This is a genomic window from Corynebacterium sp. (genome assembly GCF_043426755.1).
Taxonomy (GTDB): domain Bacteria; phylum Actinomycetota; class Actinomycetes; order Mycobacteriales; family Mycobacteriaceae; genus Corynebacterium.
Map to the genome: position 1 here is coordinate 1 of NZ_JBHWRP010000083.1, position 16,584 is coordinate 16,584.

At 61.6% G+C, this 16,584-nt stretch carries 13 protein-coding genes; 6 read left to right on the top strand and 7 right to left on the bottom strand.

From position 1 onward, the window contains the following. Nucleotides 1-125 precede the first annotated feature (125 nt). Nucleotides 126-1,049, bottom strand: coding sequence for an HAD family hydrolase (locus ACHFGA_RS08255; protein ID WP_394281919.1), 924 nt, complete (start codon nucleotides 1,047-1,049; stop codon nucleotides 126-128). 42 nt (nucleotides 1,050-1,091) lie between these two features. Then, the gene (locus ACHFGA_RS08260) at nucleotides 1,092-2,861 is read right to left on the bottom strand and encodes a glycoside hydrolase family 3 protein (RefSeq protein WP_394281920.1); all 1,770 of its coding nucleotides are present in this window, start codon (nucleotides 2,859-2,861) and stop codon (nucleotides 1,092-1,094) included. Between the two features lie 208 nt (nucleotides 2,862-3,069). On the opposite strand from ACHFGA_RS08260, the gene ACHFGA_RS08265 reads away from it, so the two are divergent. Beyond that, nucleotides 3,070-4,215, top strand: coding sequence for a Na/Pi symporter (locus tag ACHFGA_RS08265; protein WP_394281921.1), 1,146 nt, complete (start codon nucleotides 3,070-3,072; stop codon nucleotides 4,213-4,215). A gap of 37 nt (nucleotides 4,216-4,252) precedes the next feature. Here the strand turns inward: ACHFGA_RS08265 and ACHFGA_RS08270 are convergent, their stop codons facing one another. From ACHFGA_RS08270 to ACHFGA_RS08280, 3 genes are read right to left on the bottom strand one after another with little or no spacing between them, the layout of a single operon-like run. Then, a complete protein-coding gene (locus tag ACHFGA_RS08270; RefSeq protein WP_394281922.1) occupies nucleotides 4,253-4,987 on the bottom strand; it encodes an ABC transporter permease in 735 nt (244 codons plus the stop codon). Next, a complete protein-coding gene (locus ACHFGA_RS08275; protein WP_394281923.1) occupies nucleotides 4,988-5,971 on the bottom strand; it encodes an ABC transporter ATP-binding protein in 984 nt (327 codons plus the stop codon). Further along, nucleotides 5,964-6,431 (bottom strand): NUDIX domain-containing protein, encoded by a 468-nt coding sequence (locus ACHFGA_RS08280; RefSeq protein WP_394281924.1) that lies wholly within the window; start codon nucleotides 6,429-6,431, stop codon nucleotides 5,964-5,966. Before ACHFGA_RS08280 ends, ACHFGA_RS08275 begins: the two co-directional genes overlap by 8 nt. Before the next feature lie 80 nt (nucleotides 6,432-6,511). Between ACHFGA_RS08280 and ACHFGA_RS08285 the strand changes: the two genes are divergently transcribed. The 4 genes from ACHFGA_RS08285 to ACHFGA_RS08300 all read left to right on the top strand — a co-directional run bounded on the left by ACHFGA_RS08285 (nucleotide 6,512) and on the right by ACHFGA_RS08300 (nucleotide 12,562). After that, complete coding sequence (locus tag ACHFGA_RS08285; RefSeq protein ID WP_394281925.1) at nucleotides 6,512-8,020, top strand: hypothetical protein; 1,509 nt, start codon at nucleotides 6,512-6,514, stop codon at nucleotides 8,018-8,020. Nucleotides 8,021-8,031: 11 nt separating this feature from the next. After that, nucleotides 8,032-9,006 carry a glutamate ABC transporter substrate-binding protein gene (locus ACHFGA_RS08290; protein WP_394281931.1) on the top strand — a complete coding sequence of 325 codons (975 nt, stop codon included), beginning with the start codon at nucleotides 8,032-8,034 and terminating at the stop codon, nucleotides 9,004-9,006. Further along, on the top strand, nucleotides 8,999-11,377 hold the full coding sequence (locus ACHFGA_RS08295; RefSeq protein WP_394281926.1) for a tetratricopeptide repeat protein: 2,379 nt from the start codon (nucleotides 8,999-9,001) through the stop codon (nucleotides 11,375-11,377). Before ACHFGA_RS08290 ends, ACHFGA_RS08295 begins: the two co-directional genes overlap by 8 nt. Before the next feature lie 246 nt (nucleotides 11,378-11,623). Next, complete coding sequence (locus tag ACHFGA_RS08300; protein WP_394281927.1) at nucleotides 11,624-12,562, top strand: hypothetical protein; 939 nt, start codon at nucleotides 11,624-11,626, stop codon at nucleotides 12,560-12,562. Nucleotides 12,563-12,704: 142 nt separating this feature from the next. Here ACHFGA_RS08300 and ACHFGA_RS08305 read toward each other — a convergent pair whose 3' ends face one another. Together ACHFGA_RS08305 and pta are read right to left on the bottom strand one after the other, a co-directional pair. Further along, entirely contained in the window at nucleotides 12,705-13,901 is a 1,197-nt protein-coding gene (locus tag ACHFGA_RS08305; protein ID WP_394281928.1) for an acetate kinase, read from the bottom strand. Then, on the bottom strand, nucleotides 13,901-15,277 hold the full coding sequence (gene pta, locus ACHFGA_RS08310; protein ID WP_394281929.1) for a phosphate acetyltransferase: 1,377 nt from the start codon (nucleotides 15,275-15,277) through the stop codon (nucleotides 13,901-13,903). The genes ACHFGA_RS08305 and pta overlap by 1 nt, the downstream gene beginning before the upstream one ends. Nucleotides 15,278-15,532: 255 nt before the next feature. On the opposite strand from pta, the gene ACHFGA_RS08315 reads away from it, so the two are divergent. Continuing rightward, on the top strand, nucleotides 15,533-16,584 hold a 1,052-nt coding region (locus tag ACHFGA_RS08315; protein ID WP_394281930.1), incomplete at its 3' end, for an FAD-dependent oxidoreductase.

A 16,584-nucleotide genomic window follows, 5' to 3' on the forward strand; every position in this document is an offset into this window, starting at 1 on the left:
CCCTGGACTCGCCGCTATATCGACAATGTGATGAAGCTGTCCTCCGCACTGCAGTAGCGCCCTGCAGTAGCCTGATCACCCAAGCACAAAGCCGCCCCGAAGGGCGGCCTTATGGTTAGCGGACGTTAGCGGTTGTTACCGGAAAACGTTGGCCAGTCTGGCAGTTCAGGCAGCAAGGCGTTGTACTCGTCCACCAACTGCTGCTGGTAGTCGCCTTCAAACTCCTCGTTGAGGAACTTGTCCAGTGCTTCCTCGCGGAAGCGTGCCCAGGATTCCTTCTCCTTGCCCGGAAGGATCGGGTACCACAGCGCACCCTCAGAGAACGCGGAATCGCGGTCGCCAGGAGCGTCACCAATCAGCATGATGTGGTTGTCTGCATACTTGCCCTTCGCGGCGTAGCGGAGGTGGTCTGCCTTAGAGCCCATCTCCTGGCCAGCGATGACCTTCATGTACTTCGCCAGGTCGTGCTCAGTCCATTCACGCTCAAGCGCGTCGATCGGGGTAGCGGATACCACCAGCTGGTCGACGCCCCTGTTCTGCATCTCTTCGATGGCCTCGCGAGCACCTGGGAACGGTGCCGCGTTCTTGACCATGAACTCGATCATCTTGTTGACCAGGTGGCCCCACTCGATGCACTGCTGGATCTCCGGGGAGTCATTGCCAGCGGCAGCGTAGTTGGCGATACCAGCATCCGAACGCGGGTAACCCGAATCCAGGAATGCCTTCAGATCGTCGCCCTGCGGAACCTCCACACCGCGTTCCTTAACCTCGGGGCGATCACGCAACAGGTCGAACAGGCGGGACAGCGCAACCCAGCGGTTGGTGCCACGGGTGGTGGAATACAGGTTGACGAACAGGGCCGTCTCGCGGACGAGCGTGGATGCCGCCTGCAGGTCAAAGCCCTTGATATAGGACGGGGTGAAGCACTCGTAGTGCTTGATGTCCATCGCGTCCATGGCGCAGCCGTCGGAATCGATACCGACGAAGAACTCAGAGGTTGGCTCAAACTCCTGTAGGACCTTGGCACGCTCTGGCATCTTGTCAGACATATATCTTCTCTCCTTGCTTAGTTTTTGGTGTCGGTGTGGGGATTAGATATGGGAATCCGGCAGGCCACCGAACGCATCAACTGGGGAGACACCGGTGAACTCGGACTTGCCCTCGAGCTTGTCCAGGACAGCGTCGACGGTGTAGTCCTTGTCGTCGTAGGCGTTGATGAACGTCTTGATCTGCGGGACGTCTGGCAGGTGGTTCGGGCAGGCGAACGAGATGAAGATGGTCGGCACCTCGTGGACGTACCATGGGATATCCATGGTGCCCTTGGTGGACGGCCAGTACACGCGCTCGACCGGCTGCATCAGGCCGTTGACCTTCGCAGCGGAGATCACCAGATCATAGTTATCGGTGATATCAGCGATCGGTGCCTTGCCCTCGTAGGCGCTCATGACCAGCTTCTCCAGCTCGTCGTCACCCTTGCCCTTGGCCTTGTCCAGCAGGGTCTCGAAGACCTCTACCTCGTAGCCACGCTCGCGCATCTTGTCAGCCAGCTTGTTGGCTGGGCGACCGGAGCCACCACCAAGCGATGCCATGGGGTTCGGGGAGCCCTCGATCGGAACGATGAGGACACGCTTGTGCTTCTCTGGGGAGATCGGCAGCGGCTCGAAGCGCTTGTCCTGGTTCTTCACCAGGGTGACTGCCTTGTCCGCAACCTCTTCTGCGACAGCCTGGGACTCTGGCGTGCCGATGGTGGCCATTGCCTCATCCTTTGGCTTGAGCATGTCCTTGCGGTCCATCTTGTGCAGACCGATCTTGGCCTTCAGGCCCAGGGTGCGGGTGACTGCCTCGTTGAGGCGCTCCTCGGTCAGGCGACCATCCTTGTAGGCCTCCATCATCCAGTTAAAGTCCTCATCTGGATCGTTGAAGAACAGGAAGAGGTCACAGCCAGCCATGATGGCGGTTGGCAGCACTTCACGACGAGGCATCGCACCGGTCATTGCGACCATGTGGGATGCGTCCGTCACCACAACGCCTTCGAAGCCGAGCTTCTCGCGCAGCAGCTGCGTGGTGATCTCGTAAGACAGGGTTGCCGGCATTATGTCCTCATCGGTCATCTCCGGGTTGAAGTGCTTCTGGTAAGAAGGCAGCGCAATGTGACCAGCCATCATGGATGGCAAGCCCTCGTCGATAAGCCCCTTGTAAACCTTGCCGAAGGTCTCGTCCCACTCTTCCATGGACAGCCAGTTCGGCGCGGAGGAAAGGTGCTGGTCGCGCTCGTCGATGCCGTCGCCAGGCCAGTGCTTCGCAGCAGGCATGATGTTGGATTCCATAATGCCCTTCATGTAGGCCTTGGACATCTCAAGCGTCATGTCTGGGTCCTGGCCCCAGGTACGAACGGAAATAATCGGGTTACGCCAGTTGTTATTCAGGTCCACGATCGGCGCGAACGACCAGTTACAGCCGATTGCCGAAGCCTCAATACCGGAAATGCGGCCCATCTCGTAGGCGTACTTCGCATCGTCGGTAGCCGCGATCTTGACCTCGTGGCCAACGTAGGTGCCATCGGTAGCAGCGCCGTCGCCGCCAGCCTCAGTATTCGCTGCGATTAGCAGTGGAATCTTGGAGTTGTCCTGCAGGATGCGGTTCTGCTCCCAGATCTCGTCCGCTGGGCCCTTCTGGTAACGGACACCAGCGATGTGGTAGTTGTCCAGGACGTCGGTGAGGTACTCCTCGGTGCGGGAGGAGCCCATGTTAATGAAGAGCTGACCGATCTTTTCTTCGTCGGTCATGCCTGCGAGGGTGTCTTCGACCCACTTCACGCCTTCATCATCAAGGTTGTACGGGGTTGCTTTCAAATTGACCATCTAAAACACTCCTTAGTTCTTAGAAAGGGTTCCAGCACCAAGTCTAATGATTGATTCGGTCAAATGGGTCCTTTCGTTGTGAATAATATCACTATTCCGCGTTTGTTGTGGTGACGGCTTCATTTGCACTGTTAACTATGAAGCTAAAGCTGTGCGCAGGGCGGGGTAGAATACCGATGACTTAGAACCACCCCAGAAAGGAGCGTCAGTGACCACCAGCTTCCGCGGCCCCGGCACCATCTCCACGGTGTTCCCACTGGAGGAGGGTACCGACCGGGTCGCGCTGTCCACCGCCGGCAAAGCGGTGCGCATCGCGGTGGTGGTGGTCGCCGTCTTCCTGCTGGTACTGTCGGTCTACTTGGTGGCCCTGGGCGTCAATGAGCTGAGTGCAACTCGTGCGCAACGCATGTTTGAGTTCGCCGGTCACCCGATCGTGGCGCTAGCCGTGGGTGTCCTGGCGACGGCGCTGGTGCAGTCCTCCTCCACGGTGACCACCTTCACGGTCGCCGCCGTGGCCACGGGCGCGCTGGACCTGTCCTCGGCGATCCCGCTGATTCTGGGCGCGAACATCGGCACCACCATTACCCCGCTGCTGATTTCTTTTTCCTACGTTCGCGACAAAGTCGCTTTTCGACGAGCGCACTCCACCGCCGCCTTGCACTTCTGGTTCAACGCGATAGGCGTGGCACTGGTGTTCCCGCTGGAATACTTCTTCGGCCCGGCGCGGCGCCTCTTGCCGGAGATTTCGCTTCCCGACGAGCAACTGTGGTTCGGCCCCGTCTTCGAAATTGCCACCATCCTCCCCATCTATGGTGGCTGGGCGATCCTAGCGGGCGTTGTTCTTCTGATCGTGAGTATCCGTTTGATCGACAGGCAGTTAAAACACCTGCTCACCCCGCTTGCCTGGCGGGTGCTGGGGCATACCTCGCACCGCAGCGCATTAGCCGGCTTCGGCGGCGGGCTGATGCTGACCTTGCTCATTCAGGCATCCTCGGCAACCGTGTCTGCTACCTTGCCTTTTGCTACCGCCAAGCTTGCCGATGCCCGCGGCTACCTCGCCATCATCACCGGCGCCAATGTGGGCACCACCTTCATCGCGGTGCTAGCTGCCTTCGCCACCCCCGGCGACTTCTCCGATATCGCCCTGCAGGCCGCTTTGGTACACGTGCTATTCAACGTTGCGGGTGCCATCGCGGTGGCGATCATTAGCCCCCTGCGCCGGCTGATCTACCGCCTCGCCGAATACCAGGGCCAACAAGCGGAGCGTTCCGCCTGGTCCGCGGCGGCGTTCATCGCGACGATCTGGTTCGCACTGCCAGCGCTGTGCATGCTGGCCTACACCATCACGCACTAGCACCGTTTATGTATGCGACGAAGGCTCGCCTTCGTCGTTAAGCGTCGCGCTTTTCCAGCATGAACACGCCGATAATCCAGAAGACCACGGCGAAGGCGGAGAAGATGCCCAGGGACGTCCACACGCCCCAGTCCGGCCCAGGCGACTCCATCATGAACTGGTTGAGGTTGTTGAAAGGGGCGTACTTGTAGATGTCACTGCCCACCCGTGGGATGAGGTTGAGCATGCCCTCGAGGATCAGCCACCACACCAGAACCAGGGAGACCGCGCCGGCGGTCTGGCGGATAATCCAACCGATACCCTGACAGAACACGACCACGATGGCCACCGCCAGCGGGAATGCCCACAGGTCGCGCAGGGCGATGTCATTATTCGTCCAGTCGGCTGGGTTCGTGGCCACCAGATCGCCGATGGTATAGGAAAGGACCAAGGTGACAAAGGTCAGCACCACCGCGATGATCACGTAGAGCAGCAGCTTGGCCACCGCCACTTCCCAACGATTTGGGGTGACCTGGTAATTCGTCCCCGAAATCTTGAAGCGGTATTCGGTGGTGACCATCATGATCGCCTGGATCATCACCACGGACAGTGAAAAGGTATAGAAGCCAGAACCGACGAAGCTCACATCATAGGCCGGCGCCTCAGCGCTATCGAGCGCGGCGAAAAGGACCGTCCAGGCGATTGTGAACGCCAGGATCAGCCCGGTGGTCCACCAGAATGACGCCGTGGTGCGCAGCTTCGTAAACTCCGCCAACATATTTCGCACGATCATTTACTTGGCCTCCTCTGTGGACTCTGCAACCTCTGTCGCTACAGGCGCTTCGCTTGTCGACGATCGCCCCGTATTTCCCTGGTACTGGACCGCGTCCTCGGTGGTCTGCAGGAATGCGTCCTCCAGCGAAGCTTGGCGCTCCGCCAACTCCGCCAGCATCACGCCCGTTGAATAGGCCAGGGCGCCGATATCGTCGGAACTATAATCGGCGATCTCCAAGGTGGGACGGCCGTCCTCGTCGCGCGCCTCCGCAAAAGCAATACCTTCGTTACCGAGCGCATGCTTGAATTCCTCATAGTGCTGGGTGCGCACCACGGTGGTCACCGTGGAGTGGTCCTTAATGAATTCGCGCACTGTGGTGTCGGCGACCAGCTCGCCGCGGCCAATGACCACCAAGTCCTCGGCGGTCAGCGCCATCTCGCTGAGCAGGTGGGAGGACACCAACACGGTGCGTCCCTCCTTCGCCAGGGACTGCAACAGGCCACGGACCCAGCGGATACCTTCCGGGTCGAGCCCATTGACCGGCTCATCCAGGATGAGGATTTCCGGATCCCCCAACAGTGCTGCTGCCAGCCCAAGGCGCTGGCCCATACCCAGGGAGAAGCCCCCGGCCTTCTTATTCGCTACCTCTGTCAGGCCCACCAGAGCGAGGACCTCGTCGACACGCGAGGTGCTGATCCCCGATGCCTGGGCCATCCACAGCAGGTGGTTGCGGGCGGACCGATTGGGGTGGGTGGCCTTCGCATCGAGAAGCGCACCCACGGTATTGACCGGATTGCGCAGTTCACGATACTTTTTTCCGTTAATAGTGGCAGTGCCTGCGGTGGGGGCATCAAGTCCCAGGATCATCCGCATGGTGGTGGATTTACCCGCACCGTTGGGGCCGAGGAAGCCAGTGACCGCACCTGGGTTGACATCAAAAGTGAGGTCGTTGACTGCCAGGACCTGCCCATACTGCTTTGTCAGGCCACGAATCTCAATCATGCGTACTAGCGTGCCACAAAACTTGCTCCAGCGAGCGTTCAAACGCAGGCAACAAGGGTAATTCGGTGATATTTTCCAGGTCAACCCAACGCAGTTCCAAGGATTCTTCGTTGGGATTCGTCGGGATGTGCTCGTCGTCACGCGTCCTAGCCATGACCGTGGTGTAGCTCCACCCGGACTCGAAAGGCCCGGCAGTGATCAGCTCACCCGTCACGCGCACGAGGTCCGGGTCCAGGGCCGTTTCTTCGATCGCTTCACGCAGGGCCGCATCGACGGCGGTCTCATGACTATCGCGCGCCCCACCCGGCAGCGCCCACGTACCCCCGTTGGCGGTCCATTCGGCTCGGTGCTGCAGCAGCACGGTACGACCAGCCTGTAGAAATAGGCCCGCGGCACCGTAGCGACCCCACAGCCGCGCGCCACCCGGACCTTCAAGCCAACCATTGCCGTCACCTATCATGTTTTCCAGACTAGCCTTAAACCACAAAGGTAGAAACCTCCCAGTAGTCAACACGGTTCGGGTCACGTTAAGGTACTTATATGAGGCGCAGCACACCAGACTCAGCGTCGAGCTCCGAGTATGAGTTCGACGACGCTGCCGCGGCCGTGCCTGATCCCACCGCGCCTGCTCACACGGCGCTTGACGACGAAAACCATGAACTTGGCGCCGGAGAAGACGCGTGGCTGGACCGCATCCATGATCGCCCGCAGCGCAAGTCCTGGAAAGATCGACTCGGCGAATCTTTCACCGTGCCCGCCCACTGGGCCCGCCGCACCTGGTCATTCATGTCGACCACGCCTGGCACCATGGTGGCCATTACCGTGCTGTTGACGCTGGCCCTGTTCGCCGCGGGCACAGCGATGTCCCAATCCTCGGCCACGCGCCAGAACTCCCTAGACACGCTGGTCAACGCCACGGAGCCGATGAGCCACTCCACCCACGTGCTGTATACCTCCCTATCGCAGGCAAACACGATGGCCACCACCAGTTTCGTGGGCACTGGAGTGGAGACCCCGGAGGAACGCGCCGTATACAACGCGGCCATCGACCGTTCAGTACTAGCGGCGACGATGGTGCTGGCCAACGCCGCGGACTCCAATATTGAAGAGACCGAAGAAGTCCAAAGCCTGGTCACCGATATCCAGCGCCAGCTGCTCACCTACACCGGAATGATCGAGACCGCGCGCACCAATAACCGGTTGGGCCATCCGGTGGGCGCGGCCTACATGTCCGACGCTTCCGCGTTGATGGGCGAACAGCTCCTCCCCCAGGCCTCGCGCCTGTTCGATATCACCCGCGGCCAAGTCTCCACAGAGCAGCGCCGCCTGGCATTTCCGCAACTTTTCCCGCTTTCGGGCCTGCTGGCCGCGATCCTCTTCTTGGTGCTCGCGCAGATCTGGTTGGCACGCACAACCCACCGCCGGCTGAACAAAGGCTTCCTCACCGCCACCGCCCTGATGAGCGTGGCAGCGCTGTGGGTCATCGCCTCCAATTATGTGACGTGGGCGGCCGGTAACCGTGGCTTCGAGGAGGCCGCCCAGCCCTGGGACGAGCTGACCACCAGCCGGATCGCTGCCCAGCAGACGCGTACCGACGAGACCCTAGCCCTAGTGCGCCGCACCCCCGTCGACGAGAATGTGAATTCCTTCGGGGACACCTACGCCGCCGTCGCCCAGGCGCTGGACAATGCCGAGAACGACCAGAACACCAATGTGATCCGCGTGGCCCGCACCAGCCTGGAGGACTGGAAGGCCGCACACGATCGCCTCGGCACCGCCATGGACAACGGCGCCTACGACGAGGCCGTATACATCGCCACCAGCGAGGTCTCCGCCCCCAACGAAGAACCCACCGCCGCCCAGGCCTATCAGCGCCTCGATGCGATCATGGCCGAACTGATCAATAATTCCCGCGAAACAATGCGCACATTCATCAACGACGGCCTTGCCGCCACCAACCTGGTGGCAGCCTCGGTGCTGGTGCTGTCACTGTTGTCCATCGTGTCGATCTGGTTGGGCATCCGCCCCCGAATTCAGGAGTACATGTGAAGCGCCGACTAATGCTCCTGACCGTGTCAACGGTGGCGCTGGCGTCGTCGTTAAGCGCCTGCAGCACCGGCGCCCCCACCGCGCCGCCCGAGCCACCGCCTGTGCACCGGGCGGGGCCACCGCTGCCCGCAGGCTCGAAGATTGAGCCAGCCGACGCCAAACCTGTCGAGCCGGACTCAGCAGAGGAAGCCTACGGCTCACTGCGCCCCGACGACGCCACCCCAGAAGAGCGCGTCCCGGAGGTCTACGAACGCGGGCGCCTCATGGTTGGCGTGGACCAATCGCAGTACCTACTCAGCTTCCGCGACCCCGTCACCGGGGACCTAGGCGGCTTCGAAGTGGATCTGGCGCGCGAGATCGCCGCCGATATTTTCGGGCCAGCCCAACCGGTCGATTTCCGCTTTGTGGACTCCGCGGATCGCGCGAAGGCACTGCAGGAGGGGCGGGTGGATATTGTGATCCGTACGATGACGATCACGCGCGAACGCCAGGAGGTCGTCGACTTTTCCACCCCGTACCTGGATACGAATATGCGCCTGCTGGTGCCGCGCGGTTCCGGCCTGACCGGGGCGGATTCCATCGGGGACGGGGTGCTCTGCGTGGCCGACGGCTCCACCACCGTCAATGTGGCCCGCGCGGTGGCGCCGGACGCCCGCCTGCTCCTGACGACGAAATGGGCCGACTGCCTGCTGGCGATCCAGCAGTTCCAGGCCGACGCCGTGCTTGCCGACGACACCATCCTCTCCGGCATGGCCGCCCAAGACCCGTCCACCGATATTGTGTCCGTGCCACTACGGCAGGAAGCCTACGGGGTGGGCATCCAAAAGGGAGACGATGGCATGGTCCGCCAGGTCAACTCCACCCTGGAACGCCTGCGCACCGACGGCACCTGGTGGGAGATGTACGAGAAGTGGTTTGGCCCCTACCTAAACACTCAGGGGCCACCGCAGTTGCACTACCGGGAGGAGGACCCCGCCGATGAGTGACACACCGACCAACGCCGAAGAGCGCGGCACCGAAGCCGTCGCCTTCGACCCATTCGCTGATGACGAGGAACCCGGCACCGCCGCCGTCGCCTTTGATCCTTTTGCCGACGACGATGAGGATGACGACGAGTACTCCGACCTTGGCGACCTCTCCCACCTGCTGAAAGATCTGGACTCCCTGCGTGATTCGCAGGCGGAACAGCAGGAGGATACGTCGACACGCTCTCGTCGACAAGCGCTGTCCACCTTCAGGTCCCGGCGCGGCACCCGGCGCATGTCGCGTACCGTGGCCGACGGCATGGTGGAACTGCCGTGGGTGCCGCCGACGAGGCCGACCGACGCGCTGAAAGACCCGAAGAAGGCGCAGGAAGACAAGGGGATCGCCGCGCCGCAGCTGCAGCCGGGCGACATGGTGGCCGGCCAGTATGAGGTGCTTGGTGTGATCGCGCACGGCGGCATGGGCTGGATCTACCTGGCGGAAGACCACTTTGTGTCGGAGCGCGTGGTGGTGCTGAAGGGCATGCAGGCAGAGAAGTCGGCGGATGAGACCGCGGCCGCGGAGGCGGAGCGCGAGTTTCTGGCGGATATTACGCACCCGGGGATCGTGAAGATTTTCAACTTCATTGACGATCCGCGCGTGCCCGGCGGCTTCATCGTCATGGAATTCGTCGGCGGCCCCTCCCTGCGTGTGCGCCGCAACGCCTCGGACAAAGGCGTATTGCCCATCGATGTGGCCATCGCCTACATCCTGGAAGTGCTGCCCGCGCTGGATTACCTGCACTCGCGCGGGGTGGTCTACAACGACCTCAAGCCGGACAATATCATCGTCACAGAAGACCAAGTGAAGCTGATTGACCTGGGCGCGGTCAGCGGTATCGGCGCCTATGGGTTTATCTACGGCACCAAAGGTTTCCAAGCACCCGAGGTGGCCACCGAGGGCCCCTCGATCGCCTCCGATATTTACACCATCGGCCGCACCCTGGCCGCACTCACCGTGAACCTGCCCCAAAACAATGGTGTCTACCAGCAAGGACTGCCCTCGCCGACGACAGAACCCACGTTCCGCCGCTACCTCTCTTTCTACAGGTTCCTCCAACGCTGCTGCCACCCCGACCCGAAGCGCAGGTTCTCGTCGATAAGCGAACTGGAACCGCAACTCTTCGGCGTCTTGCGCGAGGTCATCGCCCTGCGCGACGGTATCACCTACCCGGCGCAGCACTCGCTGTTCTCCCCGCAACGTACCACTTTCGGCACAAAGCACCTGGTGTTTCGCACGGACCAGCTGCTCGACGGCATCGACCGCACCGTGGAAATCACCGCCCAAGAAGTGGTCACCGCGCTGCCGACGCCGCTGATCAACCGCGAAGACGTCGCCGCCCCCATGCTCTCCGGCTCCTCCTACGCCGAGCCACAGGAAACGCTGGAATCGCTGCGCCAAGCCATGCAAACCGCCGAGTACGAACAGTCAGACGAAATCCCCTTCGCCGTGGTCCGCGCCATGCTCGAACTCGGGCTGACCACGCAAGCGCGCACCTGGCTGGCATCGATGTCCGACCAGCTGTCCTCCAACTGGCGCTTCCAGTGGTACTCCGGGATCACCGAATTGCTTCTCGACGACTACCTCGCCGCCCAAGAATTCTTCGTCCGCGTCCTGGAAATCCTGCCGGGCGAGGCCGCCCCGAAACTTGCGATCGCCGCCGTCGACGAATTGATACTGCAGTCCCACGGCATGACGGGTGAATCGCTTCTCGACGACGCCACCGCCCGCGCCACCTCCGGCATCACCTCCCACCTGGGAACCCTGGACCCCCAGCGCTTCGAAGACCTCACCGCCGACTGGACTCACCGCACCCAAGACCCCATGGACCTGCGGTTTAACGCCATGCGCCTGTACTCCCTGGTGTGGCTGACCAACCCCACCACCGTCAGCTCCGCATTCGGCCTGGCGCGACAACTCATGGCTGAGGGGCAGGTAGAACTGGCCGTGATGGCGCTGGACAAAGTGCCGCAGAGCTCGCGCCACCACCGGATGGCCCAGCTCACCTCGATCCTCAACCTCATCGCCGACGACCTCACTGAGTCCCGCATCCGGCGTGCGGCCCGACGCATGGACGACATCCCCGCCAATGAGCCCCGCTTCCTGCAAATCAAGGTCGCCGTGCTCAACGCGGGCCTAAACTTCCTGCGCGACGCGGGCGTGGGCTCCGCCGCCTCCCCCAACCCCCTCTTTGAGTTCGACTTCACCCAGAACGGGCTGCGCTACGGCCTGGCCTATACCCTGCGCCAACAGGCCCGCCTTTCCCCTTACCCGCGGCATAGGTATGCGCTGGTGGACATGGCGAACCAGGTTAGGCCGACTACCTGGTTCTAGGGCTTGGTTGTGGCTTGCCCTGGCCAACCTGCACCAGGTCCCCTCCCCTGCGACCAGGGGCTTTATTCCTGATCGGTGCGAGATGGCGCCATCCTGCACCGCTCCCATATAAACCCGCAGGTCACGCGACCCCTGACCTGGTGCAAGATTGCTCCCTATCTAGATCCCGCGACACAGTCGGCAGCGCGGGTTACACTAATCCACGTCCGGGGAGGCACATTCACAATTTCACAACAGGGGGGCCTAATGAAAAAGTATTCTTTCTACAACGCGTCACAATTGCGCGCACAACTCGGGATCAGCAAGAACAAATTTCACCGCATGCTAGAGGCCGGGGAGATCACCCGCGTCGACAAAAACATCTATGTCATGGCGCGTCTCACACCGGCCGAAGTGGCCTGGCAGTTCCAGTGGCGATACGAAAGCTATCCGCTCACGGGACCGTCCGCGATGTCGCTTTACGACGACAAACCGCTCAAGCTACCACTCCACTTCCAAATACCTCGCACCAAGCGCGCCCGTGACAATGACTGGATGGTCACCACCCGCAGGGCTCGCCAAAACGATCACATCAGAAAAGGTCTACGCGTAACCCCTCCGGTGGTGGCAGCCGCAGACGCACTGGGTTTCGTCGATAAGCAAGACGTGAGGGCCTTTCTGCAACGCAACTATGGCAAGCGCGGAGGCAAGGCTCTGTTGAGCGAGGACCTGGAGACTCTCTACCGGGTGCCGGCGGATCTCCAGGACATTCTGTCCAATACGGCGCTGGGTACCGATAGCCAGCTAGAGAGCAGATTCTGGGAGTACCTAAAGCGGGAGGGCCTTGACTTCGACCATAATGTCTACCTCAACGGGTACATGTGGGATTTTGTGGCTTGCGATTGCCCCCTCTTCCGGATTGAGATCGGCGCTTTCGATTTTCACCGCGATACCTCCAGCCACTCGGGCTGGCAGAACTACGTCCGCGATGTGTGGAAGATGAACTGGGCCGTGATTAACGGGGTACTCGTCTTACAGTTCACCGCCAAGTGCATCGATCTCGAGCCGGAAAGGTGCGTCGAGGTGGTCAAGCAGGCGCTCGAGTGGCATCGCAACCCGGCGTCCCCGAGGCCGTCCTGGGCATTGCCGTGGAACTGGCACAAGGGGCTTCGCGACGAATACTCCGCGTACTGGACCCGTTGGTAGGGGTGTCCGGGCCATCTTGCACCAGGTCCACTCCCCTGCGACCAGGGGCTTTAGATTCCATCGGTGCGAGATGGCGCCATCCTGCACCGCTGCCAAATAAACCCGCAGGTCACGCGACCTACGACCTGGTGCAGGATTGCCGCTAGGCGAACTTGATTGCCTTCTGCGCGATCGCGAGCTCCTCATTGGTGGGGATCACGAAGACGCGCACGGTGGAATCGTCGGTAGAGATCTGGCGCGCTTCGTCGCCACGCACCTCATTGCGCTCATGGTCGATCTTGATGCCGTAGTGCTGCAGGCCGGCTAGTGCGTCACGACGAACACGGTGGTCATTTTCGCCTACACCTGCGGTGAAGGTGATTGCATCCACGCGGCCCAGCGCGATCATGTAGGAGCCGAGCACGCGACGGAGCTGGTGGATGTAGACGTTGTAGGCAAGCCACGCGTTTTCGTCTTCGTCTTCCTCGATCATGCGGTGCAGGTCGCGGAAGTCATTCACGCCCGACAAACCTTTCACGCCGGACTTGCGGTTGAGCAGGTGATCGATCTCGTCGATAGACATGCCGCCGTTGCGGGCGAGGTGGAAGATGATGCCCGGATCGATGTCACCACTGCGGGTGCCCATGACCAGGCCGGCCAGTGGGGTCAGGCCCATTGAGGTGTCGATTGGGTACCCGTTCTTGATCGCGGACGCGGAGGCACCGTTTCCCAAGTGGAGGACGATCTGGTTACAGGCCGCAGCGGGGCGGTCCAGCAGTGGCGGGACCTGTTCAGAGATGAACTCGTGGCTGGTGCCGTGGAAGCCGTAGCGGCGGACGTGGTTCTGGGTGGCCACTTCGGCGTTGATGGCATAAATCGCTGCGGCTGGTGGCAGGTCGCGGAAGAAGCCGGTGTCGAAGACTGCGACGTGAGGGATGTCGGGCAGGATCTGGCGGGCCACTTCGATGCCGTCGATATTGGCGGGGTTGTGCAGGGGTGCCAGTGGGATCAGGTCCCGGATCATGTCGACGACCTGGTCATTGATCAGCTCTGGGGCGGAAAACACCATGCCGCCGTGGACAACGCGGTGGCCGACTGCGGTGATGTCTACTTGGGTGGGGCCGCAGCCGAGATCCTCAAGCAGCTTCATGGAGGCTTCCAGGCCAACAGTGTGATTCGGGATCGGCTGCTGGATAGCGTGCTTTTCGCCGTTGTGCTTCACCGTCAGGCGGCCCTGGGGCTCACCAATCTGCTCCACGACACCGGAGACGAAGGGGTCGTCGGAAGCCGCGGCTGAAGGGTCCACGATCTGGAACTTGATCGAGGATGAGCCGGAGTTAATCACAAGTGCATATGCCATTAGTTCGAGCCTCCAGCCTGGATAGCGGTGATAGCGACGGTGTTCACGATATCCGGCACAGTCGCACCGCGCGAGAGGTCATTGACTGGCTTATTCAGGCCCTGCAGAATCGGGCCGACAGCCAGCGCACCGCCGGTACGCTGCGCCGTCTTGTAGCCAATATTGCCTGCCTCCAGGTCAGGGAACACGAAGACATTGGCGTGGCCTGCCACTGGGGAATCCGGCATCTTGCGCTCCGCCACACCTGGGTCGCACGCGGCGTCGAACTGCAGCGGGCCGTCCACTGCCAGATCAGGGTTGAGTTCGCGGGCCTTCTCCAGGGCCGCAACAGCACGTTCGACGTCCGGGCCTGCACCGGAAGCGCCGGTGGAGTAGGACAGGAGGGCCACCTTCGGGTCGATGCCAAACTGCGAAGCGGTGCGGGCCGAAACAACAGCGATCTCACCGAGCTGCTCCGCGGTCGGGTTCGGGTTCACGGCGCAGTCGCCGAATGCCCAGAGGCGGTCGCGCATCACCATCAGGAAGATCGAAGAAACCACTGACGCATCCGGGGTGGTCTTGATCACCTGGAGCGCCGGGCGCAGGGTGGCTGCGGTGGTGTTCACAGCGCCAGAGACCATGCCGTCGGCTAGGCCTTCCTGCACCATCATGACGCCGAAGTAGGAGACATCTTCCACGGTCTTGCGGGCGTCTTCCTCCGAGATGCCCTTGTGCTTGCGCAGCTCATAGAACGTGGAAGCAAACTGGTCCAGCAGCTCCGAGTTCTTGTAATCCAGAAGTGTTGCCTGGGACAGATCCAGGCTGAGCTCGTCGGCACGCGCCTGCATCGCCGCCGGATCCCCCAGGATGGTGATCTTGGCGATACCTTGGCGCAGCAGCTGGTCGGCGGCGGTGAGGATGCGGTCGTCTTCACCCTCAGGCAGAACGATGTGGGAACCGGCAGACTTGGCGCGCTCCAGCAGCTGGGCTTCGAAGACGGGCTCAGAGACGACCTCCGGAGCGTGGGTGTTCAAGGCTGCGGCGAAGCGATCGTCGTCAAGCAACTGTTCTGCGGTCACCGTGTCCGCCACGACTGCACCCAGCTCAGCGGCGCGCTTCGTGGCTAGGGCGGCGCGGCGCTCATCGCCATCGGTGATCATGACCAGAGGGATCCCCAGGGCTGCCGCGACATCGCCGTCGAAGGTCAGGCTGCCGGTGCCGACGACGAGGGCGGGGCCATCGGCGAGCGGCTGGGCAGCATAAATTTCGCCCACGGAATCATTAAAGTCATAGAGGCGAACCAGGTTTAGATCGTGCTTCTGCGCCAGTTCTTCGAGGTCAATGCCATCAAAGTTGCGGTTGATTACGGTGATCAATGCTGATCGCTTATCTGCCATGGGCCTTACCTTTCGTCGGGTGGTCTCACTCTGGAAAGTTCTTCGCCCTATTCTAGCTACAAACCCTGGGTCAGACAGGGCGAATTCGACTTAAGTATGACTAGTGCATGCGCGAATATCGCTGGGCTGTTCTATGCCGCAAATCGCGCCTATAATACAGGGGCGTTTCGACGGCCACATTCGGCCATCATTGCAGCACCCTATACACTGGTCTGCAGAAATCAGATTTAGAACACATTAATGTAAAGGAATTGCATGAGTACTCCGCTTCGCGTTGCAGTCGTCGGCTCCGGCCCTGCCGGAATTTACGCCTCTGACCTGCTAGTTAAGTCCGATGTTGATGTCCAGGTTGACCTGTTTGAGCGCATGCCGGCTCCCTTCGGCCTGATCCGCTACGGCGTGGCGCCCGACCACCCGCGCATCAAGGGCATCATCAAGAGCCTGCACAACGTGCTGGACCGCGAAGAGATCCGCCTAATTGGCAACGTGGAGATCGGCAAGGACGTCACCGTCGATGAGCTGCGCGAGTTCTATGACGCCATCGTGTTCGCCACCGGTGCTACCGCCGATAAGGACCTGCCGATCCCCGGCGCGGACCTCGACGGCCACTTCGGCGCTGGCGAGTTCGTCGGTTTTTATGACGGCAACCCGAACTTCACCCGCGACTGGGACCTGTCCGCAGAGAAGGTCGCCGTCGTCGGCGTGGGTAACGTGGCCCTGGATATTGCGCGCATCTTGGCGAAGACCGCCGACGAGCTCAAGGTCACCGAGATCCCTGACAACGTCTACGACAACCTGTCCAAGAACGCTGCGAAGGAAGTCCACATCTTCGGCCGCCGCGGCCCCGCCCAGGCGAAGTTCACCCCGCAGGAGCTCAAGGAGCTGGACCAGTCTGACACCATCGAGGTCATCGTCGACCCCGAGGACATCGATTACGACGAGGCCAGCGTGAAGGCCCGCCGCGAAACCAAGGCCACCGACTTGGTGTGCCAGGTGCTCGAGGGCTACGCGATGCGCGACCCGAAGGATGCACCGCACAAGATTTATATCCACTTCTTCGAGTCCCCAGTGGAGATCCTAGGCGAGGACGGCAAGGTCGTCGGCTTCAAGACCGAGCGCACCGAGCTCGACGGCAACGGCGGCGTCAAGGGCACCGGCGAGTACAACACCTGGGATGTCCAGGCCGTGTACCGCGCTGTCGGCTACCGCCCCCAGGGCGTGGAGGGCGTGCCTTTCGACGATCAGAAGTCCGTCATGCCGAACGACAACGGCCACGTGCTCACCGAGCCTGAGGGCGAGATCGTCCC

Bases quoted from the DNA above. Each gene is read 5' to 3' on its own strand.
- ACHFGA_RS08255 (WP_394281919.1), bottom strand. From the start codon at position 1,049: ATGTCTGACAAGATGCCAGAGCGTGCCAAGGTCCTACAGGAGTTTGAG.
- ACHFGA_RS08260 (WP_394281920.1), bottom strand. From the start codon at position 2,861: ATGGTCAATTTGAAAGCAACCCCGTACAACCTTGATGATGAAGGCGTG.
- ACHFGA_RS08270 (WP_394281922.1), bottom strand. From the start codon at position 4,987: ATGATCGTGCGAAATATGTTGGCGGAGTTTACGAAGCTGCGCACCACG.
- ACHFGA_RS08275 (WP_394281923.1), bottom strand. From the start codon at position 5,971: ATGATTGAGATTCGTGGCCTGACAAAGCAGTATGGGCAGGTCCTGGCA.
- ACHFGA_RS08280 (WP_394281924.1), bottom strand. From the start codon at position 6,431: ATGATAGGTGACGGCAATGGTTGGCTTGAAGGTCCGGGTGGCGCGCGG.
- ACHFGA_RS08285 (WP_394281925.1), top strand. From the start codon at position 6,512: ATGAGGCGCAGCACACCAGACTCAGCGTCGAGCTCCGAGTATGAGTTC.
- ACHFGA_RS08290 (WP_394281931.1), top strand. From the start codon at position 8,032: ATGCTCCTGACCGTGTCAACGGTGGCGCTGGCGTCGTCGTTAAGCGCC.
- ACHFGA_RS08295 (WP_394281926.1), top strand. From the start codon at position 8,999: ATGAGTGACACACCGACCAACGCCGAAGAGCGCGGCACCGAAGCCGTC.
- ACHFGA_RS08300 (WP_394281927.1), top strand. From the start codon at position 11,624: ATGAAAAAGTATTCTTTCTACAACGCGTCACAATTGCGCGCACAACTC.
- ACHFGA_RS08305 (WP_394281928.1), bottom strand. From the start codon at position 13,901: ATGGCATATGCACTTGTGATTAACTCCGGCTCATCCTCGATCAAGTTC.
- pta (WP_394281929.1), bottom strand. From the start codon at position 15,277: ATGGCAGATAAGCGATCAGCATTGATCACCGTAATCAACCGCAACTTT.